Annotated in this window: 23 protein-coding genes and 1 pseudogene; 12 read left to right on the plus strand and 12 right to left on the minus strand. The window is 74.1% G+C overall.

Features of this window, described 5'->3' with window-relative positions; genetic code table 11:
• Nucleotides 1-43: 43 nt before the first annotated feature.
• Both OG852_RS42205 and OG852_RS42210 read left to right on the plus strand, forming a co-directional pair.
• The gene (locus OG852_RS42205) at nucleotides 44-748 is read left to right on the plus strand and encodes an alpha-ketoglutarate-dependent dioxygenase AlkB family protein (protein ID WP_330350633.1); all 705 of its coding nucleotides are present in this window, start codon (nucleotides 44-46) and stop codon (nucleotides 746-748) included.
• A gap of 27 nt (nucleotides 749-775) precedes the next feature.
• Nucleotides 776-2020 carry an ROK family protein gene (locus OG852_RS42210; RefSeq protein ID WP_330350634.1) on the plus strand — a complete coding sequence of 415 codons (1245 nt, stop codon included), beginning with the start codon at nucleotides 776-778 and terminating at the stop codon, nucleotides 2018-2020.
• Between the two features lie 13 nt (nucleotides 2021-2033).
• Here the strand turns inward: OG852_RS42210 and ilvY are convergent, their stop codons facing one another.
• Nucleotides 2034-2888, minus strand: coding sequence for an HTH-type transcriptional activator IlvY (ilvY, locus tag OG852_RS42215; RefSeq protein WP_330350635.1), 855 nt, complete (start codon nucleotides 2886-2888; stop codon nucleotides 2034-2036).
• A gap of 83 nt (nucleotides 2889-2971) precedes the next feature.
• Between ilvY and OG852_RS42220 the strand changes: the two genes are divergently transcribed.
• Nucleotides 2972-4456, plus strand: a complete 1485-nt coding sequence (locus OG852_RS42220) for a ketol-acid reductoisomerase (protein ID WP_330350636.1) — start codon at nucleotides 2972-2974, stop codon at nucleotides 4454-4456.
• Between the two features lie 16 nt (nucleotides 4457-4472).
• Here the strand turns inward: OG852_RS42220 and OG852_RS42225 are convergent, their stop codons facing one another.
• Nucleotides 4473-4619, minus strand: coding sequence for a hypothetical protein (locus tag OG852_RS42225; RefSeq protein ID WP_330350637.1), 147 nt, complete (start codon nucleotides 4617-4619; stop codon nucleotides 4473-4475).
• 54 nt (nucleotides 4620-4673) lie between these two features.
• Between OG852_RS42225 and OG852_RS42230 the strand changes: the two genes are divergently transcribed.
• The 4 genes and pseudogenes from OG852_RS42230 to OG852_RS42245 all read left to right on the plus strand — a co-directional run.
• On the plus strand, nucleotides 4674-4844 hold the full coding sequence (locus tag OG852_RS42230; protein WP_330350638.1) for a hypothetical protein: 171 nt from the start codon (nucleotides 4674-4676) through the stop codon (nucleotides 4842-4844).
• A gap of 9 nt (nucleotides 4845-4853) precedes the next feature.
• Nucleotides 4854-5744 (plus strand): NAD(P)-dependent oxidoreductase, encoded by an 891-nt coding sequence (locus tag OG852_RS42235; protein WP_330350639.1) that lies wholly within the window; start codon nucleotides 4854-4856, stop codon nucleotides 5742-5744.
• A 492-nt stretch (nucleotides 5745-6236) separates the two neighbouring features.
• Nucleotides 6237-6518 carry an SHOCT domain-containing protein gene (locus OG852_RS42240; protein ID WP_133913045.1) on the plus strand — a complete coding sequence of 94 codons (282 nt, stop codon included), beginning with the start codon at nucleotides 6237-6239 and terminating at the stop codon, nucleotides 6516-6518.
• Between the two features lie 46 nt (nucleotides 6519-6564).
• Nucleotides 6565-7049, plus strand: a pseudogene (locus tag OG852_RS42245) (ABC transporter permease); the annotation flags it as partial.
• A gap of 29 nt (nucleotides 7050-7078) precedes the next feature.
• On the opposite strand, the gene OG852_RS42250 reads toward OG852_RS42245, so the two are convergent.
• A complete protein-coding gene (locus tag OG852_RS42250) occupies nucleotides 7079-7618 on the minus strand; it encodes an ATP-binding protein (protein WP_208117171.1) in 540 nt (179 codons plus the stop codon).
• Nucleotides 7619-7813: 195 nt separating this feature from the next.
• Nucleotides 7814-8137: a hypothetical protein gene (locus OG852_RS42255; protein WP_133913046.1), complete on the minus strand. Its 324-nt coding sequence runs from the start codon at nucleotides 8135-8137 to the stop codon at nucleotides 7814-7816.
• 365 nt (nucleotides 8138-8502) lie between these two features.
• Here OG852_RS42255 and OG852_RS42260 point away from each other — a divergent pair, with 365 nt between their 5' ends.
• A complete protein-coding gene (locus tag OG852_RS42260) occupies nucleotides 8503-9627 on the plus strand; it encodes a PLP-dependent cysteine synthase family protein (protein WP_133913047.1) in 1125 nt (374 codons plus the stop codon).
• A gap of 15 nt (nucleotides 9628-9642) precedes the next feature.
• On the opposite strand, the gene OG852_RS42265 is transcribed toward OG852_RS42260, so the two are convergent.
• Nucleotides 9643-10119: an SRPBCC family protein gene (locus tag OG852_RS42265; protein ID WP_330351596.1), complete on the minus strand. Its 477-nt coding sequence runs from the start codon at nucleotides 10117-10119 to the stop codon at nucleotides 9643-9645.
• A 52-nt stretch (nucleotides 10120-10171) separates the two neighbouring features.
• Entirely contained in the window at nucleotides 10172-11002 is an 831-nt protein-coding gene (locus tag OG852_RS42270) for a DeoR/GlpR family DNA-binding transcription regulator (protein WP_133913048.1), read from the minus strand.
• A 264-nt stretch (nucleotides 11003-11266) separates the two neighbouring features.
• On the opposite strand from OG852_RS42270, the gene OG852_RS42275 reads away from it, so the two are divergent.
• Nucleotides 11267-13603 carry a hypothetical protein gene (locus OG852_RS42275; RefSeq protein WP_443064614.1) on the plus strand — a complete coding sequence of 779 codons (2337 nt, stop codon included), beginning with the start codon at nucleotides 11267-11269 and terminating at the stop codon, nucleotides 13601-13603.
• 5 nt (nucleotides 13604-13608) lie between these two features.
• Here the strand turns inward: OG852_RS42275 and OG852_RS42280 are convergent, their stop codons facing one another.
• The 4 genes from OG852_RS42280 to OG852_RS42295 form a co-directional block, all read right to left on the minus strand.
• Nucleotides 13609-16053, minus strand: coding sequence for a right-handed parallel beta-helix repeat-containing protein (locus OG852_RS42280; protein WP_330350641.1), 2445 nt, complete (start codon nucleotides 16051-16053; stop codon nucleotides 13609-13611).
• A gap of 115 nt (nucleotides 16054-16168) precedes the next feature.
• Nucleotides 16169-16774, minus strand: a complete 606-nt coding sequence (locus OG852_RS42285) for an Rv1733c family protein (RefSeq protein WP_330350642.1) — start codon at nucleotides 16772-16774, stop codon at nucleotides 16169-16171.
• Between the two features lie 203 nt (nucleotides 16775-16977).
• Nucleotides 16978-17802, minus strand: coding sequence for an MOSC domain-containing protein (locus OG852_RS42290; RefSeq protein WP_133913052.1), 825 nt, complete (start codon nucleotides 17800-17802; stop codon nucleotides 16978-16980).
• A 42-nt stretch (nucleotides 17803-17844) separates the two neighbouring features.
• Entirely contained in the window at nucleotides 17845-18273 is a 429-nt protein-coding gene (locus OG852_RS42295; protein ID WP_133913053.1) for a DUF6643 family protein, read from the minus strand.
• A 261-nt stretch (nucleotides 18274-18534) separates the two neighbouring features.
• On the opposite strand from OG852_RS42295, the gene OG852_RS42300 reads away from it, so the two are divergent.
• Nucleotides 18535-19890: a TerD family protein gene (locus OG852_RS42300; RefSeq protein WP_330351597.1), complete on the plus strand. Its 1356-nt coding sequence runs from the start codon at nucleotides 18535-18537 to the stop codon at nucleotides 19888-19890.
• Nucleotides 19891-19905: 15 nt separating this feature from the next.
• Here the strand turns inward: OG852_RS42300 and OG852_RS42305 are convergent, their stop codons facing one another.
• Nucleotides 19906-21099 (minus strand): glycosyltransferase, encoded by a 1194-nt coding sequence (locus OG852_RS42305; protein WP_133913277.1) that lies wholly within the window; start codon nucleotides 21097-21099, stop codon nucleotides 19906-19908.
• Nucleotides 21100-21138: 39 nt separating this feature from the next.
• Here OG852_RS42305 and OG852_RS42310 point away from each other — a divergent pair, with 39 nt between their 5' ends.
• The gene (locus tag OG852_RS42310; protein ID WP_208117172.1) at nucleotides 21139-21924 is read left to right on the plus strand and encodes an aspartate/glutamate racemase family protein; all 786 of its coding nucleotides are present in this window, start codon (nucleotides 21139-21141) and stop codon (nucleotides 21922-21924) included.
• Between the two features lie 105 nt (nucleotides 21925-22029).
• Entirely contained in the window at nucleotides 22030-22587 is a 558-nt protein-coding gene (locus OG852_RS42315) for a hypothetical protein (RefSeq protein ID WP_330350643.1), read from the plus strand.
• Nucleotides 22588-22606: 19 nt separating this feature from the next.
• On the opposite strand, the gene OG852_RS42320 is transcribed toward OG852_RS42315, so the two are convergent.
• Nucleotides 22607-23677: an O-antigen ligase family protein gene (locus OG852_RS42320; RefSeq protein ID WP_133913055.1), complete on the minus strand. Its 1071-nt coding sequence runs from the start codon at nucleotides 23675-23677 to the stop codon at nucleotides 22607-22609.
• Nucleotides 23678-23711: the final 34 nt, after the last annotated feature.

A 23711-nucleotide genomic window follows, 5' to 3' on the forward strand; every position in this document is an offset into this window, starting at 1 on the left:
CCAGCTCAGACCAGGTGTCGGTGCGGTGGGGGAGGATGGGCGCATGGACGGCGAGCTGTTTCCCCGGGAGCGGGCCCGGATCGCGCCGGGCGCGGTGCACGTGCCCGACTGGCTCGACGCGGACCGCCAGCGCGGGCTCCTCGAGGCCTGCCGCACCTGGGCCCGGCCCCCGGCGGGCCTGCGCACGGTCCGCACCCCGGGCGGCGGCACGATGACCGCCCGCCAGGTCTGTCTGGGCTGGCACTGGTACCCGTACGCCTACGCCCGCACGGTCGTCGACGGCGACGGTACGCCGGTGAAGCCCTTCCCGGACTGGCTGGGCGAGCTGGGCCTGCGTGCGGTGGCCGACGCGCTCGGACCGCGGGCGGCGACCACGGCCCCCTACGACATCGCACTGATCAACTTCTACGACGGCGACGCCCGCATGGGCCTGCACCGGGACGCCGACGAGAAGTCCGACGCACCCGTGGTGTCCCTGAGCCTCGGCGACACCTGTGTGTTCCGCTTCGGCAACACCGAGACCCGCACCCGGCCGTGGACCGACGTGGAGCTGCGCAGCGGTGATCTGTTCGTCTTCGGCGGACCGTCCCGGCTCGCCTACCACGGAGTGCCGCGCGTCCTGCCCGGTACGGCACCGGCGTGGCTGGGGCTGACGGGGCGGCTGAACGTGACGCTGCGGGTGAGCGGCTTGCCCGTCACACCGCCGCGTTCGGCCGGCGCACCCGCCGGCTTCCCCGGCGGCGACTGAGGAACGGATCATGGGAGACTCGCCCTCATGAGCGGCAAGGCGGACCCCCGGCCGACGGGGGAAGGGACCACGTCGAGGGCGCGGCTGGACCGGGGGCGCGGTGCGCTCGGCCCCGCGCTGGAGCTCGTGCACACCGGACGGGCGCCCACCCGGTCCGTGCTCACCGCGGAACTCGGCGTCACCCGCGCCACGGCCGGCGCGGTCGCCGCGGAACTGGAGGCTCTGGGGCTGATCCGGGTGGACGCCCGGCCCGGCGCCGCCGCCGGTTCCCAGGGCCGCCCCTCGCACCGGCTCGAACTCGCCGAGGAGGGCCCGGTCGCGCTGGCCGCGCAGGTGCACGCCGACGGGTTCCGGGCCGCGCTGGTCGGCCTCGGCGGCCGGATCGTCGCCACCACCCCCAGCTGCGAGGCCGTCGACGCCGATCCGGCGAAGGTGCTCGGCGCCGCCGTGGAGGCCGGTGCCGACCTGCTGCGGCGCACCGGGCGCCGGTGCGTGGGCGCCGGGCTCGCCGTGCCGTCGGCGGTCACCGAACCGGAGGGCCTCGCGCTGAACCCCCTGCACCTGGCCTGGCCGGTGGGGGCGCCGGTGCGCGAGGTCTTCGCCGAACGCGTCCGTGCCGCCGGGATCACCGGCCCCGCCTTCGTCGGCAACGACGTCAACCTCGCCGCCCTCGCCGAACACCGGCACGGCGCCGGACGCGGCGCCCGCGACCTGCTGTGCGTGGCCACCGGACACCGGGGCGTCGGCGGGGCACTGGTCCTCGACGGCCGTCTGCACACGGGCAGTTCGGGACTGGCCCTGGAAGTCGGCCACCTCACCGTCACCCCCGAGGGCCGCCCCTGTCACTGCGGCGGACGCGGCTGCCTCGACGTGGAGGCCGACCCGCTGGCCCTGCTGACGACCGCGGGGCGAGAACCCGGCCCCGAGGGCTCCCTGCTCCACCAGGCCAACGAGCTGATCCGCGAGGAGTACGGCGACCCGGTCGTCCGCACGGCCGCCGAGACCCTCATCGACCGGCTCGGCCTCGGCCTCGCGGGCCTGGTGAACATCCTCAACCCCGATCGCATCATCCTCGGCGGCCTGCACCGCACCCTCCTCGACGCCGCCCCCGAGCGGCTGCGCGCCGTCGTCGCCGACCGCAGCCTGTGGGGCCGCAGCGGCGGTGTCCCCATCCTCGCCTGCTCCCTCGACCACAACAGCCTGGCCGGAGCGGCCGAGCTGGCCTGGCAGCCGGTGCTCGACGACCCACTCGGGGCACTGAGCGCGGCCTGACCAGCCGACCGCCTCACGGCCCGGTGAGGCTCCACAGCGCCGCCACCGCCGGCCTGCGCAGGTCCGCCCTGCGCACGCACAGCCCGATCGGGAACGACTCCGGCGGCGGACCGGCCACCGGCACCACCGCCAGCCGCCCCCGCACCGCGCTGTGCTCCAGGACCAGCCGCGGCACCACCCCGGTGCCGCAGCCCAGGGCGACGAGCGCGAGCAGCCCCTCGTGGCCGTCCGGTTCGCAGACCACCTCGGGGGTGCGGCCGCGGGCCCGGAACCAGCGGTCGGCCGCCTCCCGCACCAGCCCGCGCTGCGGGAGCACGAACGGCCCGTCCAGGCCCTCGTCCGGCCGCTCCCGCGCGGTCACGCAGACCAGCTCCGTGACCGCCACCGTCCGGCTCACCAGCGCCGCCGGCAGCCGCGCCGGGATCCCCGCCACCGCCACGTCGACCTCGCCCTCGTCCAGCCGGGCCAGCGCGGCCGCCGCGTCCCCGGTCCGCAGATCCAGCCGGACCTGCGGATGCGCCGCGCGGAACGGCGCCAACAGGTCCGGCAGCAACGCCTGACAGGCGGTCACCGTCGCGAACAGGGCCAGGCGGCCGGTGAGTTCGGCCGGATCCGGATGCTCCTCCCGGTACGCGCGCCACAACTCCAGCGCCTGCAGCGCGTACGCGCGGAACCGGTGGCCCTCCGCCGTCAGCGCCACCCCGCGCGGCCCGCGGTCCAGCAGCCGGTGCCCGAGATCCGCCTCCAGCCGCTGCACGGTCCGCGTCAGCGTCGCCGGACTGACGTGACAGTCCAGGCTCGTCCGCCCGAAGTTCAGCGTCCGTGCCAGATGCAGGAACAGCCGCAGCTCCCGATGGTCGTCCCGCATGACCTGGCCCTTTCATGTTCCGCAACACCCCGCTGCAAGAGTTGCGCTTGTCGCAACACCGGCCCGGAGCCTACAACTCGACCATGACCTCGACGACGTACACCTCCACGCCGTACACCTCCCGTGTGTTCCCCCTGGAGACCATGGCCGTGCCCGGCGGCACCGAGACCGTCCTGCGCGGTGGCCGGCACCTCTTCCCGCTGCTGCCGCGGGCGTTCGCCGGAGTGCGCCGGATCGGGGTGCTCGGCTGGGGGCCGCAGGGCCGTGCCCAGGCCCTCAACCTGCGGGACTCGCTCGCCGACACCGGCATCCTGGTCACCGTCGGGCTGCGCCCGGGCTCCCCGTCGGCCGACGACGCCCGCGCCCACGGCTTCACCGAGGAGGACGGAACGCTCGGCGACTGGCTGGCCGTGGCCGCCGACAGCGACCTGCTGATCCTGCTCATCGCCGACGCCGCCCTCGCCGCGCACCACGAGGAGATCTTCCGGGCCCTGAGGCCCGGCGCCGTGATCGGACTCTCCCACGGCTTCCTGCTCGGCCATCTCCGGGAGAACGGCGGCGACTTCCCGCGCGGCCACGCCGTGATCGCCGTCTGCCCCAAGGGCATGGGTGACTCCGTCCGCCGCCTCTACCAGCAGGGTGCCGAGACCGACGGCGCCGGGATCAACAGCAGTTGGGCCGTGCACGCCGACCCCGACGGCCGGGCGACCGACCTCGCGCTCGGCTGGTCGGTGGCGCTGGGCTCGCCGTACACCTTCCGCACCACCCTCGACAGCGAGTACCGCTCGGACGTCGTCGGCGAACGGGCCGTCCTGCTCGGCGCGGTCCACGGCATCGTCGAGAGCCTGTACGGGCGTTACCGGCTCGCGGGCGACGACGCGATCACCGCGTACGAGAAGTCGTGCGAGAACGTCACGGGCCCGATCGCCCGTACGATCTCCCGGTCCGGACTGCTTGCGGTGCGCGAGGACCTCGACCCGGCCGGCCGGGAGGTCTTCGACCGCGCGTACACGGCGACGTACGCACCGGCCCGCGAGATCGTCGCGGAGATCTACGACGAGGTCGCCGACGGCACCGAGCTGCGCAGCGTCGTCCTCGCCGAACGGCGCCTCGCGCGGCGCCCGATGACCGGGATCGAGGGTTCACCGATGTGGGCGGTGGCCCCGCGCGTCCACGCCCGCCGGGGCGGACGGGAGCTCGCCGTCGAGCCGTTCACGGCCGGGGTGTTCGTCGCGACGACGATCGCCCAGATCGACGAGTTCGCCGAACGCGGCCACCCCTGGTCGGAGATCGTCAACGAGTCCGTCATCGAGGCCGTCGACTCCCTGCTGCCGTACATGCACGCCCGGGACGTGGCGTACATGGTCGACAACTGCTCCCGCACGGCCCGGCTCGGCGCCCGCCGCTGGGGTCCGCGGTTCCAGGCGGCCTACGAGCAGATCGCCTACCCCGCCGCCGAACTCCCCGCGGACGACGCCCTGGTGCGAGCCTTCGCCACGCACCCCGCGCACGCGGCGCTGGCCGCGGCGGCCGCGCTGCGGCCCTCCGTGGACATCCGCGTCGCCTGAGCCGGCACGCGGGCCGTCACCAGGCGGAGGCGGCGGCCCGCAGACGGTCGCGCACCCGCGGCACGTCCGGGTTGGCGTCGGCAACCGGCGACAACGTCGTCTCCAACGAGGTGATCGTCACGGGCCTCACGGCCGCCCGGGTCTGGGACTTTTCGACCGACACCCCGGACGGCTCTCCTGGACGGCGAAGCAGGACGGGGGCGAGGGGCGGCTGGACGTGCTGCACGCCTGGCTGGTCGAGGACCTGCCCGGCGCCCGGGTCCGTGTCCTCACCCAGGAGACACAGCACGACCGGCCCGCGGCGGCGCCGGCCCAGGAGCGCCCCAACCCGATGCTCAACGGTCACCAGGCCTGGCTGGACGGCCTCGTCGGCGCCGCGTCGAAGTAGGTTGATGCCATGACCGACAAGACCACCGTGAGTGTCCTCGGCACCGGCATCATGGGCGCCGCCATGGCCCGCAACCTCGCCCGCGCCGGACACACCGTCCGCGCCTGGAACCGCACCCGGGCCAAGGCCGAGCCGCTGGCCGCCGAGGGCGTCACCGTCACCGACACCCCCGCCGAGGCCGTCCGCGGCGCGGACGTCGTCCTCACCATGCTCTACGACGGTCCCGCCGCCCTCGACGTCATGCGCGAGGCCGCCCCCGCCCTGCGCTCCGGCGCCGCCTGGGCGCAGTCGACCACCGCCGGCATCGAGGCGATCGGCGACCTGGCCGCCTTCGCCCACGAGCACGGGCTCGTCTTCTTCGACGCGCCGGTGCTGGGCACCCGCCAGCCCGCCGAGGCCGGGCAGCTCACCGTCCTCGCAGCCGGTCCGGCCGCGCACCGGGACGCGGTCGCGCCCGTCTTCGACGCGGTCGGCGCCCGCACCGTCTGGACCGGCGAGGACGGCGGCGCGGGCAGCGCCACCCGGCTGAAGCTGGTGGCCAACAGCTGGGTCCTCGCCGCGACCGCCGCGACCGGCGAGGTGCTCGCTCTCGCCCAGGCGCTCGAAGTCGACCCGGAGGCGTTCTTCGGGCTCATCGAGGGCGGGCCGCTGGACATGGGCTATCTGCGCGCCAAGGCCGGGATGATCCTCGACGGCCGGCTCACCCCGCCGCAGTTCGCGGTGGAGACGGCGGCGAAGGACGCCCGCCTCATCGTCGAGGCCGGCCGCGCGGGCGGAGTCCGCCTGGACGTGGCGGCCGCGAGCGCCGAACGCCTGCGACGGGCGGCGGCGCAGGGCCACGGCGACGAGGACATGGCGGCGGCCTATTTCGCGAGCTTCGACGAGAAGCCGCCCGCCTGAGCCGGCTCCTCGTGACGTCGCGGCCCGGCAGCAGCCGGTCGCCGTACACGGCGACCCGCATCTGCCGGTCGGTCGCCCGACGAGGCGTCACCGCGCCATCGCGTTCCGGCCCGCCGCGCGGAACGTCCCCGAGCACGGTGCGTACGGCGGTCACCACTGCGGGCCCGGGGCAGACAGGTGCGGCACACCGGGAACAACTCTCCGTCGGCCTTCGGCGTGTCGTGCTCCCACAGCGGCGGTGGCCCGCGTCTCCTCGGCCCCTGAAGTGGTCCATGCTGCCCTGCCCGGCGCCCGCCCGTTCCAGGCTCGCCTTCGGGCTGGTGCCCCCGTGGCCGAGGCACCCGGGGAGCACCCCGGAAGCGCGCGCGTACTCCCCGGGAGGTATCCGCACTGCCGCCGGCCGTACGACGACCCGACCCCCCTCCCGGCGGGACTCTCGAGGCATCGCAGCACCAAGCCCTCACCGAGCCCGCACCGAGGAGATGACCCGAGATGAACACCCTGGCGAACTGGGACGGCGGCGGCCCCGGCCCCTGGATCCTGTTCCTCCCGCTGATCTGGGCGGCCGTCGTCGTCGGCGTCGTCACCCTGCTGCGCCGCACCGTGTGGCGAGGGCGGCGCGGCCCCTGGAACCCCGTCGACCGGCCCACCGGCGACTCGCCCCTCGCCGTCCTCGGCCGGCGTTTCGCCTCCGGCGAGATCGACGAGGACGAGTACTGGCGCCGGCTGTCCGTCCTCGACGAGCAGTTCGGCCGGAAGGGCGGTGCGCCGTGACCACCGCGACCGCCCTCACGACGGCCGCCCGCGTCACCGACGCCGTGAAGGTGTCGCCGCGCAGTACGGCGACCCCGAGGTCCAGACCCGTGACGCGTACGCGGCGTCGTCGGCGGCGGCATCGACATGATGCTCACCCTCGTCTACGCCCTGCTCGCCTTCGCGGTCCTCATCGCGCTCCTCGGCATCGCCAACACCCTGACGCCGGCGATCCACGAACGCACCCGCGAACTCGGCCTGCTGCGGGCCGTCGGCCAGACCCGCGCCCAGCTGCGGGCCATGGTCCGCTGGGAGTCGGTCCTGGTCGCCGCCTTCGGCACGGCGGGCGGCCTGGTGCTCGGCGCCTTCCTCGGCTGGGTGCTGGTGCGGGCCTCCGACGGCGCGAGCGACAGCGCGTTCACCTTCGCGCTGCCGCCCGCCCCGCTCGCCGTGGTCGCCCTCATGGGCGTCGCCGCTGGAGCCCTCGCCGGTCTGCGCCCGGCCCGGCGCGCGGCCCGCATGGACGTGCTGCGGGCCGTCGCCACCGAATGACCGGCCCGGACGAGCAGGTCACCGCCCGGTCAGCCGACGACGGCGGACCGGGCGGGAGCATGGGCGGGCCGGTGCGCGTCGACGGCGACGACCTCCGGGAACCGGGGCGCGACCTGTTCGCGGGGCGCCCGACGCGGCGGACGCGCCGCCCGCTCCGGTGCGACGATCGCCGCGGGCAGCGTGAACCAGACGACCTTGCCGGACTCCCCGTCCGGGCGCGCGCCCCAGCTCTCGCTCATCGCGGCCACCATGGCGAGCCCGCGCCCGCAGGTGGTCAGGGCCCCGGTGTCCTTGACGTCGTCCAGCACCGGAAGGCGGGGATCGCGGTCGCGCACGGAGACGGTGAGCCGGTCCAGCAGCAGCTCCATCTCCACGACACACGTCTTGTCGGGCCGGGCGTGCAGGTGGACGTTGGTCAACAGCTCCGTCACACCGAGCGCGGCCCGGTCTATCAGGGGATCCAGATGCCAGTAGCGCAACTGCGCCGATACGATTCTGCGGACCTGGCCGATCCGCGACGGCAGGGCTTGGAGCTCCACCGTGCAGTGCCTGCTTGGGTTGCTGATCACGGCTGCGACTCCCCGACTGAGGTCCGGAAGAACACGGAGTTCGGATCGATCGAGCAGAGCTGCTGCGCAAGGCGGCCGCCTGCTGCGGTGGCCGGCGGGCTGGTTCGCAGCGTTATCGCCGGTAAACCCAGAGTGACGTGAGAACAGCGTGACTCAGGGGGTGCTGCGGCGCAACTCGCACTGCCGGTGGCCGGCTCAGCGGGGGTGCCCCGCCGCCTTCCGTACGGCCTCGATGAACCGGCGTGCCGCGGGCGGCCCCGGCTCGCCCGGCGCGGGGTCGTGGTCGCCGAGGGTCAACAGGTACCGGTTGCCGTTGAGGTCCGCCAGCGCCCGGTCCTCCGGGGCGAACCACGGCCGGGAGGCGCGGACCGCCTGCACCGGCGCGCTGTCGATCTCGCTGCCGTAGCTGGTGAGCAGCTCGAGCCTGCCGCCGCTGATCCGGACCTGTCCGGCCCGGGTGAGCGAGCGCAGTCTCTTGCCGATCCGCACGCCCGTCGCCGTGAACTCCGGCTCCGCCATGCCTTCCCGCCCCCTTGCGGTCGTCCTCGCGTGAGCGAACTCGTGGTCCGTGATCCAGTGTGCGCCCCCGTCCGGGACCCGCGCCCGCGTCGGGGACATACGCCCTGACCGGGAGCTCCGCCCCGCCCGGTGCAGTCTGCCCGCGCACGGCGTCGAGCACCAGTGCGTACGACACGCCGACGACGCCCTTCAGGAGCACTCGCGTGAATGCGCCCCCCGTGCGCCCGTACCCACCCCCCAGGGCCGCCTTTGAGGCCCCCAAAGGTGTGTTTATGCAGGTGAGAAGCGGTGCGGATGGTGCTTATGATCGGGGTGTGGGCCGCGTTCGGCGCCCGTCGCCGCGCAGCGTGTAAGGAGCTCCTGCCGTGACCACCCCCCAGCAGACCAGGACCGGCGCCACCCTCGACGTCGACCGCAGTGACGGCTTCTACCGCGACTGGCTGAAAGAGGCCGTGCGCAAGGTCCAGGCCGACGCGAACCGCTCGGCCGACACGCATCTGCTCCGCTTCCCCCTCCCCGATGCCTGGGGCGTCGACCTCTACCTCAAGGACGAGTCGACCCACCCCACCGGCAGCCTCAAACACCGCCTCGCCCGCTCGCTGTTCCTCTACGGCCTGTGCAATGGCTGGATCCGGCCGGACCGCCCGGTGATCGAGGCGTCCAGCGGTTCCACCGCCGTCTCCGAGGCGTACTTCGCCAAGCTGATCGGCGTGCCGTTCATCGCCGTCATGCCCCGCACGACGAGCGCCGAGAAGATCCGCCTCATCGCGTTCCACGGCGGCCGCTGTCACTTCGTGGACGACCCCCGCACGATGTACGAGGAGTCGGCCCGCCTCGCGACGGAGACCGGCGGCCACTACATGGACCAGTTCACCTACGCCGAACGGGCCACGGACTGGCGCGGAAACAACAACATCGCCGAATCCGTCTTCCGCCAGCTCGAGCGGGAGCGGTTCCCGGAGCCCGCCTGGATCGTCGCCACGGCCGGCACCGGCGGCACCTCCGCGACCATCGCCCGGTACGTCCACTACACCCAGCGCGACACCCGCATCTGTGTCGCCGACCCCGAGAACTCGTGCTTCTACGAGGGCTGGACCACCGGCGATCCGGACGTCACCTGCGACTGCGGCTCCCGTATCGAGGGCATCGGACGGCCCCGCATGGAGCCGAGCTTCGTGCCGGGTGCCGTCGACCGCATGATGAAGGTCCCCGACGCGGCCAGCGTCGCCGCCGTACGGGCCCTGGAGCAGGCCATCGGCCGCAAGGCGGGCGGCTCCACGGGCACCGGGCTGTGGAGCGCGCTCAAGATCGTCGCCGAGATGGTCGCCGAGGGCCGGCGGGGCAGCGTGGTGACCCTGCTGTGCGACCCCGGCGACCGCTACCTCGACAAGTACTACTCCGACGCCTGGCTGGCCGAACAAGGCCTGGACATCGCCCCGTACACCGCGGCCCTCGAGTCGATGCTGGCGACGGGGGTGTGGCCGGAATGAGCGGGGCGAGCGGCTCTACGCGCCCGTGGTGAGCCGTCGGTCGAGCCGGGTCATCGCCTCCCGGAACGAACGCCCCAGCCCCGGTGCCGCCAGCCGCAGCAAGCCTCTCACCAGGACGGTCCCGTCCGCGGCGAACGTCCACCGCACCCGGGTCCCCGGGCCGTCGGGCGCGAGCCGCCACTCCTCGACCAGCGCCCGCACCCCCGGCGCGTTGGTGACGTCCACCCGGTAGGCGTACAGCTCGGGCTCCTTCGCCGCGAGCACCGTCTCCCGGAACCGCCCGCCGCCCCACAGCCGTACGTCCCGCCCCGCTCCTTCGTCGAGCGGCACGATGGAGGTGACGGCCGGGAACCACTCGGCCCAGCCGGAGACGTCCTCGGCCAGCGCGTGGAAGACCCGCTCCGGCGGGGCGGAGACCGCACGCGTGAACACCAGCCGTACAGGAGCGACCCCGACGAAGTCGAGCCCCTCGGCGCGCAGACGACGGACCATGACGACACGAACCCCCTCGGTCGGCGGATCCGTCACCCTAGCCGTCACCCCGTCAGATGTCTTCCCCCGTACCGTTCTCGCCGGCCACCACCAGTCGCCGCAGATGCTCCGAGATCTCCGTGCGGGCGGCGCCCGGCAGCCCGGCGTCCGTGACCAGCGTGTCGACCTGCTCCAGGGCCGCGAACGAACTCAGGCCCACCACACCCCACTTGGTGTGGTCGGCGACCACCACGACCCGGCGCGCCGACTGCACCAGACGCCGGTTGGTCTCGGCCTCCGCCAGGTTCGGCGTCGACAGCCCGGCCTCGGCGGATATGCCGTGCACACCGAGGAACAGCAGATCGAAGTGGAGCGCCGCGATGGCCTGGTCGGCGACCGGCCCCACCAGCGAGTCGGACGGGGTGCGCACCCCACCGGTCAGCACCACCGTCGCCGCGCCCTGCCGGGGACCCGAGATGCGCTGCGCCCCGTGGAACACATCGGCGACCCGCACCGAGTTCGTCACCACGGTCAGGTCCGGCACCTCGAGCAGCTGATGCGCCAGCGCGTACGTCGTCGTACCGCCCGACAGCGCGATCGCGCTGCCCGGCGCCACCAGCTCCGCGGCGGCCCGCGCGATGTCCTCCTTGGCGGTCAGCTCAAGACCCGACTTCGCCTCGAAGCCCGGCTCGTGCGTACTCGCCTCCACCACCGGCACGGCGCCGCCGTGCACCTTCTCCAGCACACCCTGGCGGGCCAGCGCGTCCAGATCGCGGCGGACCGTCATGTCCGACACGCCGAGCTTGCGGGTGAGCTCGTTGACGCGGACGCCGCCCCGGCGACGCACCTCGTCCAGGATCAGGGAGCGGCGCTGCTCCGCGAGGAGGTTCTGATTCTCGCTCACGTACGCTCCGGTCCTTTCCTCGAACGGGTCGGCAGGCCCGCTCACCTGCGGCGACGAGAACATTCTCGCCGGTCCCAGGTACGCGGGCGTCCCATCCTCGCACGACAGGCCGCCGACCGTGCCGGCACCCCGATGCGCGTATGCCGTCAACGGGCTGTGATCTTCCTGTGTCGCACGGATCGGGGAGATTCGGTGCGCCGAGGTGTAGACGCCCTCCGGAGCGGAGATCCTGTGCCCGCACGGCAGACCGGGAAGCGGCGTGTCATGGGGGAAGTGCGAACAGTGGAACGTTCCTCGACGGACCGAGCGGCGCTGGAACTCCTCGTCCACGGCGTGGGCGGCGCCACGCCCGAGAAGATGCTGAACGATCCGCGCACCGTGCGGATCACCGGCGACGACACGGCCGCGGTCTACCGGCGCGCCGAGGACGCCGACGCGGACAGCCCGGCCGCCGACGCCAACACACCGTCCGGCGACCACGACGGACGGCCGGTCCCGGAGGCGTACGTCTGGTCCAACCTGACCTCGGGCAACGGCACCCGCGCCCTGTGGCTGTTGCTGCTGCCGTTCATGGTGGTCAACCTCGCCCACTGGATGCGCCCCGCCGCCCGCGAGGGCACCCGCGCGGTCCGCCTCTACGGCCTGCTGGTACGGCTCGCCGGCCTCAGCCTGACGGTCCTGCTCGTCGCCGCGGCCTGCGAGGTCGCCCTGGACCTCACCGCCTGGCAGTGCGCGGGCACCCGCGCGTGCGCCGCGCGCCACTCCTGGCTGGGCTTCCTCTCCCCGAGCGGCTCGCACGAGGGCTGGTGGAGCCCGCCGGGCCGCCGTCTCGCCCTCGCCGCCCTGGTCCCGACCGCCCTGACCGGACTCCTGTGGTACCTCTCCCACCGCACCTGGCGGGCGTACGAGTCCCAGGAACCCCTCGACCGGGGCCCCGAGCCCGAGCACGGTCCCGCCCAGACCGCGCTGAGCCGCCCAGGCTTCTGGTACGGCCGCCGCCTCGTCGCCCGGCTGCGCGCCGCCCACACCGCGGCTGGCCTGCTCACGGTGGCCGCGGCGGTCGGTACGGCGGCCGCCCGCGAGGACCACCGCCCCGGCGGCCCCGCCGCCCTGGACGCGCTCGGCCGGCTGCTGGAGGTGTCCCTGACCCTCGGGGCGCTCGCCGTGGTCTGGGTGGTGTGCCGGCGCGGACGCAGCGAGAACCGCCTCGACCGCACCCTCGACGCCCACCTCGTCCACCGCCTCCCCCTCACCGCCCTCACCTTCCTCGCCCTCACCCTCGTCTACGCCGCCTGGGACCGCCCGCACTGGCACTCCTCCGGCCGCCTGGCCGGCGACACGACCTTCGGCACCCTCGCCCTGGCCCAGGGCGCCCTGGTGATCACCCTGGCCGCCGTCGCGCGCGTCCTGCACCGAGGACCCGGGACCGGGCCGCGCCCGGACGACCGGGAGCGGTCCGCCCTGCGCGGACTCGGCGGGCCCGCTGTGGTGATGCTGGCCTGCGCGCTGGGCGGAGTGATGTCCGGCGGGGTGTCCCAACGGGTCTCGGACTGGCTGGACGGGACCGGGACCTCGCTCGACGGCCCGCCGGTGCTGCTGACCTGGCAGGCGTCCGTGATCCCCGTACTGCTCCTCGTCCTGCTGGCGCTGTCCGCGCTGCTCGGACGCCGCACCTGGCGGCTCACCCGGGCCGAGCGGGAGGCGGTGGCCCGGGAGTACGGCGCCGTTCCGGGCGACCCGGCCCGCACCGGCCGTATCGCCCGTACGCGGTCGATGGCCACCCTCACCGACCGCGGCCCCCTGCTCGTCGCCGTCACCGCCACCACCACCCTGCTCCTGGGCGCGGGCGCCCTCGCCGGAACCTTCGTCAGCGGTGAGACCCCCGTCCGGGCCGCCGAGGCGGCCGGCCCCTTCGTGCAGGGCGCCGCCCGGACCGCGCAGGCGCTCGGCTCCTGGCTGATCGGCCTCGGCTTCCTCCTCTTCGTCACCTGGGGCCGCCGCGCCTACAAGGACGCCTCCGCGCGCCGCACCATCGGGATCCTCTGGGACGTGGGCACCTTCTGGCCCCGCGCCGCCCACCCCTTCGCCCCGCCCTGCTACGCCGAGCGCGCGGTGCCCGACCTGACCTGGAGGATGACCGGCTGGACCCGGGCCACCGGCGGCCGTCTCGTCATCTCCGGGCACTCCCAGGGCAGCGTCCTCGCCGCGGCCGCCGCCTGGCAGCTCAAGCCCTCCGACCGCAAACGGGTCGCCCTGCTCACCTACGGCTCACCGATCGAGCGCCTCTACGGCCGCTGGTTCCCCGCCCACTTCGGCCCGGCCGCGCTCGCCGCCCTGCACCGGGACATCGACTGCTGGCGCAATCTGTACCGGCTCACCGACCCCATCGGCGGCCCGGTACGTCTGACCGGCGACGACTGCGGCCCCGCAGTGGACCGCGCTCCCCTCGCGGACCCCCTGGCGTACGGCCGCACCGCCGCGCACCCGCTGCCCGCCCCCATCCTCGGCCACTCCGACTACCAGGCGGATCCGGCCTTCGCCGAGGAACGCGCCCGCCTGCTGGCCCGGCTCCACCCCGACCTGCCCGTACAGCGCGCCTGAGGGGGTCAGGGCAGCTCGGGCAGGTCCTCCACGAACAACAGGGTCAGATCGTCCGTGCTCGGCTCGGCGAGCTGCGCGACCCGGCTCGCGTGCCGCTCCACCATCGCCTCGAACGTCTGGCGCGCCGTACGCCCGTTGCCGAAGGCGGCACCCTTGGGGATCTCCGTGAAGTACTTCGACAGGGCCTCCGCGGTGCCCGGCGCCAGCCGGTACTCGTGCTCCTCCGCCTGCTGCTCCACGATCCGCAGCAGTTCCTCGGGGCCGTAGTCGCCGAAGGTGATGGTCCGTGAGAAACGGGACGCCACACCCGGGTTGACCGTGAGGAACCGCTCCATCTCGGCCGTGTAGCCCGCCACGATCACCACCACCGAGTCCCGGTGGTCCTCCATCAGCTTCACCAGGGTGTCGATGGCCTCCTTGCCGAAGTCCCGCCCCGCGTCCTCCGGCGACAGCGCGTACGCCTCGTCGATGAACAGCACCCCGCCGTGCGCCCGCTGGAACGCCTCCTGCGTACGGATGGCGGTGGAGCCGATGTGCTCGCCGACCAGGTCGACCCGGGACACCTCGACGAGATGACCCTTCTCCAGCACTTCGAGGGAGGCGAGGATCTCGCCGTACAGCCGAGCGACCGTCGTCTTGCCGGTGCCGGGGGAGCCGGTGAACACCAGATGGCGCTTGACCGAGGCCGCCTTCAGGCCCGCCCGCTGGCGGCGCCGGCCCACCTCGATCATGTCGGTCAGCGCCCGTACCTCGCGCTTGACGCTCTCCAGACCCACCAGCGCGTCGAGTTCGCCCAGCACGTCCGTCGACGTCCGCACCGACGCCTCCGTCCCACCCTCGGCCGCGCCCGGCTGCGGCTCCGGCAAGGTCACCCGCTGCTCGGGGAACGGACCGAGCAGACCCACCGCGGAGGGGGTCGTCTGGACGGCAGTCTCCCGGGAGGCCGCGGTCCGCAGGCCGGCGCTCTCGTCGCTGGTGCAGTCCTCGACCACGGCTCCCGCACCGGGCGCCCCGTCGGCCCCGGTCTCCGCGAACTCGTACCCCCCGCGGGCGCAGCGCTCGGTGCGGCACCGGCGCAGGGTGGCGCGGCAACCGTCTATCACGTGGAAGCCATAGCCGCCGCTGTCGGTCACCCGGCAGTTCAGGAAGCTGCCCCGGCCGCCGGCGGAGACGTAGAAACCGGCTTCGGCGGGGGAGGTGACCGTGCAGCGCTCCACCGTGGGGTCGGCGCCCTTGGTGACGATCACGCCGGTCTGCACGCCGTCCACCGTGCAGTTGTTGAGGGTGCCGCCGCTGCCGTGGTCGCGGAACCAGGCGCCGGTCGCCGCCTCCCGGATCCGGCAGTCGTCGAGCTGGGCGGTCGCGCCGTCGCTCACCGACACGGCTGTGTTGCGCACCTGGGCCAGATCGCTGTCGATGACGTCCGCGCGCGAGCCGCGGTCGAGGACGAACAACGCGTCCGGCACGTCGTGCACCCGGCAGGAGTCGAGCACGGCGGTCGCGCCGTCACTGACCCATACGGCCGGGTAGTCGCCGGTGCTGTCGAAGATCTCGCACTGGTTGGCGTCCACCCGGGTGCCCGGGTCCCACACCGACAGCCCGTTGCGCCCGAACTGACGCACCGTCGTGCGCGTCAGTGTCAGCACGGAGCGGGACCGCAGGTCGATCGCGTTCTCGGGGATGTCGTGGATACGGCAGTCGGCGAGCGTGAGCACGGCGTCCGTGTCGATCGTGACGCCGTCCGCGGTGGTGCGGTGCACGGCGCAGTCCGTGAGGTGGGCCGTCGCCCGCGCGGTGACCTGCACCCCGCTGCCGCGGATCTCGTAGATCTCGCAGCCCACCGCCTCCAGGCCGGAGTTGTCGCCGGTGACGCTCACCCCGGTGCCGGAGGCGTGATGGACCCGGGAGCGCTCGAGCCGGGGGTGCGCGCCCCCGCGGACCAGGACGCCCGCCTGCCCGGCCGCGACGACCTCGCACTCCTCGAAGACACCGCCGCCGCCGTCGACCACCGCGATCCCGATGCCCGCGGGGTTGTCGACCGTGCACCGCCGCACCGTCGGACGGGCGTTGCCGCGCACCTCGATGCCCGTGGCGGAGCGGGTGACGATCCGCATGTCCAGCAGCTCGGGCGTGCCCTCCTCCACGAGGACCGCCGGAGCGGCCGCGTCCTGGCCCTCCACGTGCAGGTCCTGCACCACCGCCGACGCGCACACCGTCAGCGGCACCCCGTCCACGGGAGCGATCCGCACGGAGCCGGGCGAGCCCTCGGGGCCGCGCAGCGTCACCGACCGCTGGACGACGAGGTTCTCCCGGTAGGTGCCGGGAGCGATCGTGAGGACGTCGCCCTCGGCCGCGGCCTCCAGGGCGGCGGCGAGCGATGCGTACTCACCCGTGCGGCGCCGCCACCTCGATGTGCCGGTGTGCGTCACCTGGACCGTGCCCTGTGCCATGGCGTTGCTGTGCCCCCACCTCGTCGTACGCGGGTTTGATGCCGAATCATGCATGGTTCGGCCGGACCACCGTAGCGTGCGCGCGGGCGGAGAGTTGACCACTGACCGAACGACGTCAGCTACCGGTACCTGTACGGCCCCAGTCCGGGCCGGCGCGGTCCCATGCCTGGTCCCAGCGGGCGTACCGGCGGCGGACCATGCGCCAGACGATCAGCCGCCTGCAGCCCTCGACCGCGCCGGCGGTCAGCAGGGCCGCGCCGAATCCGGCCAGGACCGCGTGTGTCGTGGCGGTGGCGGAGTCCAGTGGACGGGCCACCAGCCGGCCGTGCGCGTCCGTCCATATCGCGAAGTGGTCGCCGCGGTGCGGGGTCTTCAGGGTCGCCAGCACCGTGCCGTGCTGTGCGGTGCCGTCCGGGGCGGTCCAGTCGGCGACGACCCGACTGCGGGTCTCCCGCCCGGACGCGGCCTCGGGGTCGGCCTCCAGCGGCGAGGCGCCCGCCTTGCGCACCACGGTGGCCGTGATCTCATGGCGCGCCAGCCGCTGCTCGCGGACAGCCTGTTGCAGGGAGTCCTGGGCCACGGCGCCGATCAGGGAGCCGACGACGGGCGCGACGAGCAGGATCAGCAGCAGCGCCGACAGCGCCACCCATGCCTCGACCAGATCCGTCCCGCGGCGCAGCGGATTGTGCCGCCAGCGCCAGATTCCACCGATCGCTCGCACGTCCCGCACCCCCTTCCCGCTCCGTGATAACCCCCGTTGGAGCCGTTCACGCGGGAATCCGGGCGAAGAGAGAGCCAAATCACCCGCGCCCGGGACCTCTCATGAACTTCTCACGACAGCCCAACGCTCCGGCACCCGGTGGAGGTTCCCGCACGTCGGGGCGGCGCGGAACGAGGCCTGAACGCGTGGGCGCCCGGCCGGATCTAGCCGATCACCCGCACCGGGTCGCCGACCCGGACGGTGCCACGGGTGAGGGGGACCAGGTTCTGCCCGAAGACGAGTTTGCCGCCGAGGCGGCGGTGGCGGCCGAGGGTGTGCAGGGGCTCCCTGCCGCGCTCGGCGGTGGCCTGGTCGGTGGTGGTCACGACACACCGTCCGCAGGTCTTGGCGACGCGGAAGGGGACCTCCCCGATCTCCACCCGCGACCAGCCGTCCTCCGCCCAGGGCTCGGTGCCGGCCACGACCACGTTCGGCCGGAAACGGTTCATCGGCAAGGGGCCCTCGCCGGCGTGTTCTCCGTCGGCCGTCAGCGTGTTGAGGGCGTCGAGCGAGGCGACCGTGGTGAGCAGCAGCGGATAGCCGTCGGCGAAGGTGACGGTCTCTCCGGGCAGCGCGTACTCGGCGTCGACGGGCCGGCGGGTCGCGGGATCGTCCATGTGGACCAGGCGGACGCCGGCGCCGAGATACGCGCTGCACCAGGCATGCGCCTCGGCGTCGGCGAGGACCCCCTCCACCTTGTCACGGAAGATCTCCAGCGCGACCGTGCCCAGCGGGTCGGGCACCGCCACGGTCAGCGGCTCCAGGCCGGGTGCGGACAGCCGGACGCCGCCGCCGGGCAGAAGCTCGGCGGCGGCCAGTGCCAGGCGCGGCTGCTGGCGTTGCGTGACGACCTTTCCCCCGTCGTCGATCAGCGCCCAGCGTCTGTCTCCGGCCAGCCCCCAGGGCTCCACGACGGCCTCCCGGGGCGCCTGGCCCCGGCACGCCTTGACCGGATACAGATGGATGGACAGCAGTTCCGCGTTCCCCATGGGGTCATCCTGCCAGGTGGCACCGACGACACCGGGGCGGGATCAGTAGCCGCGGTACTGCTGGTTGTTGTACGGGTCCTGGTACTGGGGCGCGGCCGGCCGGGGAGCGGCGGGGCGCATCGCCTCGTAGCCCATCCCGGGCGCCGCCGGGCGCGGCTGCTGCGGCACCTGCGGACCGGGGTAGCCGCGCGGGGCGGCCTGCGGCGGGATGTACGCAGCGGGCGCCTGCTGCAGCGGCGAGGGCTGCTGCGCCTGCGGGTAGCCGTAGGCCGCCTGGGAGGGGGCGGCCGGGAGGGCCGGCAGTGCCGACGGCAGCGCGGGCAGGTTGCCGCTGCTCGGCGTGTCGTAGGCGGCGGGGACCCGGATGGGAGCGATCTGCGGGGTGCCCCGCTCGGCGACGAGCGAGTCGTAGATCGGGGTGTCCGGGAAGGCGGAGTAGTAGCCGCCATAGGTGGAGCGGGGGGAGGTCATGGCACATAAGTTAAGCCCACGATGTGCTGGTTGGGGAGACCGATAAGAGGGTTGTTTTCCGTGTCCGCCGTGACCTCGGATCCCCAATGGGAGCGAACTTGGCAAAAAGGGGCGGCACGGACTGCCCCGATCGTGTAAAAGCCGAGTTCCGGGCGGGTTACCGGCGGGTCGGGGGAGGGCGTTCCTGTGCCTGTCCTGGGCCTGAACCGTCCGGCGGATTAGGTTGACGGGGTGGACAACCGAGAGGGGGCGGACATGTCGATGCCGAAGGGTTCCAACACCCCGGTGCCGACCACGGCGCTACGGGTCGAGCTGGGCTGGCGTTCGGGGCCCGGGGTGCCCGACGCGGACGCCTCGGCGCTGCTGCTCGTGGGGGGAAAGGTCCGCTCGGACGCCGACTTCGTCTTCTACAACCAGCCGGCCCACTCCTCCGGCGCGGTCCGCCACGAGGGCAAGAGCACGGCCGGCGGCCGCGTGACCGACACCCTCCTCGTCGACCTCGCGCGCGTGGAGCCCGCCATCGAGACCGTGGTCCTGGCCGCCTCCGCCGACGGCGGCACCTTCGCGCAGCTGCCCGACTTCTACATCGAGGTGCGGGACGCGGCCCGGGACACCGTGGCCGCCCGGTTCGACCCCGCGGGCGCGACGGTCGAAACCGCTTTCGTACTGGGCGAGTTCTACCGCCGTCAGGGCGCCTGGAAGTTCCGCGCCGTCGGACAGGGGTACGGAACGGGCCTGGAGGGCCTGGCCACGGACTACGGCATCACCGTGGAAGAGCCGCAGCACGCGGCACCGCCGACGCTCGCCCCGTCCCCTCCGCCGACGCCGGCCACCGCCCCGCCCCCGCCCCCGCTGTCCGCCCAGCCCACCATGCCCGCGTTCCCGGTCACCGTGCCCCCGCCCGCCCACCAGGCCCCGCCGCCCCCGCCGCCGGCTCCGCCCGCCCACCAGACCCCGCCGCCCCCGCCCGCCGCACCGGTCCGTCTGACCAAGGTGACGCTCACCAAGGCCGCTCCCGCGGTGTCCCTCGCCAAACAGGGCGCTACTTCGGGCGTCATGCGGGTGAACCTCAACTGGGAGGTGCGCAAGCAGTTCTCGGGCTGGGGCGGCAAACGCGGCCGTGCCGTCGCCCTCCACAACGATCTCGACCTCGACCTGTGCGCCCTGTTCGAACTCGCCGACGGCCGCAAGGGCGTCGTCCAGGCCCTCGGCAACGCCTTCGGCGCGCTGCACCAGCCGCCGTACATCCATCTCGACGGCGACGACCGCACCGGGGCCGTCGCGCAGGGCGAGAACCTCACCATCAACCTCGACCACCGGAACGACTTCCGGCGCATCCTCGTCTTCGTCACCGTCTACGAGGGCGCCCGCTCCTTCGCCGACCTGCACGCCACGGTCACCCTGCACCCCCAGTACGGCGCCCCGGTCGACTTCTCCCTCGACGAGTGCACCGTCCCCTCCACCGTCTGCGCGCTCGCGCTGATCACCCAGCAGGGCGGCGACCTGATCGTCCAGCGCGAGGCCCGCTACCTCGTGCCCGAGCGCGGTGTCAGCCCGCAGCGGACCGTCGACCGCGCCTACAACTGGGGCATGAACTGGACACCCGGCCGCAAATAGCCCCCGCGCGCGACCTCAGCTCTCGTCGGCCACCGTGTCCGGACGGGCGTAGGTGCGGCCCTTCCAGGCCGCGCCGCGCCCCCGGTAGTGCTGCACCGCGGAATCCACCGTCATCAACAGATAGAGGAACGCGGTGAACGGCAGCAGCGGCGCGAGCCACAGCGGCTGCCGGTGGTAACGGAGCATCGGTACGTACGTCCCGGTCATCAGCAGCCACGCCAGACCGCCCAGCAGCGCGGCGGACGTACCGCCGACGAGGAGCCCGGCGACCAGGGCCACGGGCGGCACCAGGTAGACCAGCGCCAGACCCAGCACCGTACCGGCCAGCAGCGGCGGACTGTGCCGGAGCTGCGCGTAGGCGCTGCGCGAGACCATCCGCCACAGGTCGTGCAACGTCGGATAGGGGCGCACGCTGTCCACCCGGTCGGCCAGCCCCAGCCAGACGGATCCTCCCGAACGCTTCACCGCGCGCGCGAGCGCCACGTCGTCGATGACCGCGTGCCGGATCGCCTCCGGGATCCGCGCCCGCTCGGCCGTCTCGGCGCGCAACAGGACACAGCCGCCCGCCGCCGCCGCGGTCCGCGCCCCGCGCCGCCCGATCCGGCGGAACGGATAGAGCTGGGCGAAGAAATAGACGAACGCCGGCACGACGAGCCGCTCCCACCGGCTCTCCACCCGCAGCCGCGCCATCTGCGACACGACGTCGAAGCCCCCGGTGCGCGCCGCCGCCACCAGCGCCCGCAGACTGTCGGGCGCGTGCGCGATGTCGGCGTCCGTCAGCAGCAGGTACTCCGGCTCACGCGCGCGTGCCAGCGCGATGCCGTGCCGCACCGCCCACAGCTTCCCGGTCCAGCCCGCCGGAGGCTCACCCGGCGAACCGACGGTCAGCGGCAGCCCGCCGTGCCGCCGCGCGAGCGTCCGTGCCAGCTCCCCGGTGCCGTCCGTGCTGCCGTCGTCGACGAGGAACACCTCCGCCCGGCCCGGATAGTCCTGCGCGAGCAGCGACGGCAGACTCGCCGGCAGCACCGCCGCCTCGTCGCGCGCGGGGACGACCACACAGACCGGTGGCCACTCCTCGGGGTCCCGGCGGGCCGGCAGCCTGACGTCGGTGCGCCAGAAGAAGCCCTGACAGAGCGACAGCCACACCCAGGCGGCCAGGGACACGGCGGCGATCCACACGACGGCGCTCACCCGCGCAGTCTGCCCCACCCCGCCGGTCCGCAGGAGCACATCGTCTATCGTGGCCGGGTGAAGATCGCGCTCATGGACTCCGGAATCGGGCTGCTGGCTGCCACCGCCGCGGTACGGCGTCTGCGACCCGACGCCGATCTGGTGCTCTCCCTCGACCCCGACGGCATGCCCTGGGGCCCGCGCACCCCGCAGGACCTCACCGCACGTGCCGTGGCCGTCGCGGAGGCGGCCGCCGCCCACCGCCCCGACGCCCTGATCGTCGGCTGCAACACCGCGACCGTGCACGCCCTGCCCGCCCTGCGCGCCCGCCTCGAGCCGGGCATCCCGGTCATCGGCACCGTCCCCGCGATCAAGCCGGCCGCGGCCGGCGGCGGCCCCGTCGCGATCTGGGCCACCCCCGCCACCACCGGCAGCCCGTATCAGCGCGGCCTGATCGAGGACTTCGCCGCCGGGGTCACCGTCACCGAGGTGCCCTGCTGGGGCCTGGCCGAGGCCGTGGAGCACGCGGACGAGACGGCCATCGCCTCCGCCGTCGCCGCGGCCGCCGCCCTCACCCCCGAGGACGTGACGACCGTCGTCCTCGGCTGCACCCATTACGAGCTCGTCGCCGACCGCATCCGCACCGCGGTCCGGCCGCCCGACGGGGAGCACCTCGTCCTGCACGGTTCGGCCGGTGCCGTCGCCGCCCAGGCCCTGCGCCGCATCGGCGCCCGGCCCGAGCCCGGAGCGACCGGCCTCGGCTCGGTGACCATCCTGCTCAGCGGCCGGGAGGGCGGCCTTCCGCAGCCCGCCCTCGCCTACGCGGAGGGCCGGCTGCTCCAGAGCGTCAGCCCCGCCCCGTGAGCGGCGGTCACCGTCCGTAGACCCTGTCCGGAACACCGCCCACTCGGCGCAGTGACCCTGTGCGACGCCCTACCCGCGCAGGGAAACCTGAGTAACCTCATGTATATGAGGGACCACTCCCACGTTCACCCCCCGGGCGAGGACACCCCGCATCCCGACGTCTGGACCGGCCGTGCCACCAACCGGTTCCAGTGGCTGCTCGCCCTGGTCGGCGCCGCCTGCATGGCGCTCGGCATCGAGCTCGCCGTCGACTCCGCCTGGACGTCCGGCACCGTCCCCCTCGTCATGTCCGTCGTCGGCTGCATCGCCGCCGGACTGCTGGTCCTCTTCGGCACCCTCGCCTTCGTCCACGTCGACCTCAAGCTCGAGCGGGACGTGCTGGAGGTGCGCTGCGGGCACATCGGCGTGCCGCGTCGCCGTATCCCGCTCGCCCATGTGGTCGGCGCCGACTTCGAACCGCACGTCACCCCGCGTCACTGGGGCGGCTGGGGCTACCGCTGGCGTCCGGAGAAGGGCACCGCCGTCGTCGTACGCCGTGGTGAGGGTGTGGTGCTGCGGCTGTGGGACGGGCACACGTTCACGATCACCGTGGACGAGGCCGAGTCCGCCGTGGAGGCGATCGAGGCGCGGCTGCGGGCGCGGACGCCCGGTCCCGCCGTCTGACCCCCCTTTCGTCCGGACGTCAGACGGCCGGCCGGTCGCGTTGCCTGCTCGATCCGGTCGGCAGCCCGGACACCGGCTCGTCGGTGAGCGGCCGGGCCGTCGCGAGGCCCGCCAGGAGGCCCGCACCGACCGACACCGGCGTGAAGCTCAGCGCGTTGCCGACCGAGGCGAGCGCCGCGAGGGCGGTGAGGGCGGCCCCCGCCGTGAGGACCACCGGCGTGGGACGGGGCGCACGCCACAGGGCGTACAGCACCCAGCAGTAGGCCGCGGCAAGAAGCAGCACTCCTACGACGCCCTGTTCCGCCGCGAGCTGCAGGGGCGCCGAGTGCGGTTTGCCGTCGGAGAGCGTCGACTGCGCCGCCGTGGCGCTCAGCTCCCCGAACCGGCCCGGTCCGACGCCGAGCCCGGGGTCGCCGTGCGCGAGGTGCAGGGCGTCCCGCCAGAGGTTGACCCGGTGCGGTGTGAGCTGGTCCTCCAGGGACGAGGCGAGCCCCTTGGGCAGGGCGTTCCCGGCGATCGCCCAGGTCAGACCGGTCACCGAGGCCGTCGTGAGGGCGAGGCCGGCGAGCGCCGGGCCCCGGTGCGGCATACGGCCCGCGGCCAGTGAGCACAACAGGACGGCACCGCAGGTCACGACCGCCGTGACCGACCCCAGGGCCGCCCCCGCGACCACGGCGCCGCAGGCAGCCGACCGCAGGGCGAGCCGCAGCGAAGGCACGGGCGTCGCCCAGGCGGCGCAGCACGCGGCACCGGCCGACAGCGTCAGCACCGCGGCGGTGGCACCCGCGTGGCCCAGCGGTGCCGCGATCTCGGGCCCCGGCGCGAGCCGTGGCAGCGCCACGGTCAGGGTGAGGCCGGTGAGCGCGGCGGCGGTCGGCGCGGCCACCGGAAGGAGCACACCGCAGATCCGCCCCATGGCGTATCCGGCCGCCACCGCCAGCACCGCCAGCAGGACGCCCTCGGGCCGCCCGCCGTGCACGGCCGCGCTGACCAGCGACCATGCGGCGCAGGCCCCCAGCACGGCCACCCCGGCCGCGTCGGAAACGTTCCGTCTCTCCCCGTCGGCGTCCGAGCCGGACACCGACGTCATCCCCGTGGAACCCGTGGACCCCACCAGACCCCCC

Source organism: Streptomyces sp. NBC_00582 (assembly GCF_036345155.1).
GTDB lineage: Bacteria > Actinomycetota > Actinomycetes > Streptomycetales > Streptomycetaceae > Streptomyces.

Bases quoted from the DNA above. Each gene is read 5' to 3' on its own strand.
- OG852_RS42205 (WP_330350633.1), top strand. From the start codon at position 44: ATGGACGGCGAGCTGTTTCCCCGGGAGCGGGCCCGGATCGCGCCGGGC.
- OG852_RS42210 (WP_330350634.1), top strand. From the start codon at position 776: ATGAGCGGCAAGGCGGACCCCCGGCCGACGGGGGAAGGGACCACGTCG.
- ilvY (WP_330350635.1), bottom strand. From the start codon at position 2,888: ATGCGGGACGACCATCGGGAGCTGCGGCTGTTCCTGCATCTGGCACGG.
- OG852_RS42220 (WP_330350636.1), top strand. From the start codon at position 2,972: ATGACCTCGACGACGTACACCTCCACGCCGTACACCTCCCGTGTGTTC.
- OG852_RS42235 (WP_330350639.1), top strand. From the start codon at position 4,854: ATGACCGACAAGACCACCGTGAGTGTCCTCGGCACCGGCATCATGGGC.
- OG852_RS42240 (WP_133913045.1), top strand. From the start codon at position 6,237: ATGAACACCCTGGCGAACTGGGACGGCGGCGGCCCCGGCCCCTGGATC.
- OG852_RS42255 (WP_133913046.1), bottom strand. From the start codon at position 8,137: ATGGCGGAGCCGGAGTTCACGGCGACGGGCGTGCGGATCGGCAAGAGA.
- OG852_RS42265 (WP_330351596.1), bottom strand. From the start codon at position 10,119: ATGGTCCGTCGTCTGCGCGCCGAGGGGCTCGACTTCGTCGGGGTCGCT.
- OG852_RS42275 (WP_443064614.1), top strand. From the start codon at position 11,267: ATGGGGGAAGTGCGAACAGTGGAACGTTCCTCGACGGACCGAGCGGCG.
- OG852_RS42280 (WP_330350641.1), bottom strand. From the start codon at position 16,053: ATGGCACAGGGCACGGTCCAGGTGACGCACACCGGCACATCGAGGTGG.
- OG852_RS42290 (WP_133913052.1), bottom strand. From the start codon at position 17,802: ATGGGGAACGCGGAACTGCTGTCCATCCATCTGTATCCGGTCAAGGCG.
- OG852_RS42295 (WP_133913053.1), bottom strand. From the start codon at position 18,273: ATGACCTCCCCCCGCTCCACCTATGGCGGCTACTACTCCGCCTTCCCG.
- OG852_RS42300 (WP_330351597.1), top strand. From the start codon at position 18,535: ATGCCGAAGGGTTCCAACACCCCGGTGCCGACCACGGCGCTACGGGTC.
- OG852_RS42315 (WP_330350643.1), top strand. From the start codon at position 22,030: ATGAGGGACCACTCCCACGTTCACCCCCCGGGCGAGGACACCCCGCAT.
- OG852_RS42320 (WP_133913055.1), bottom strand. From the start codon at position 23,677: ATGACGTCGGTGTCCGGCTCGGACGCCGACGGGGAGAGACGGAACGTT.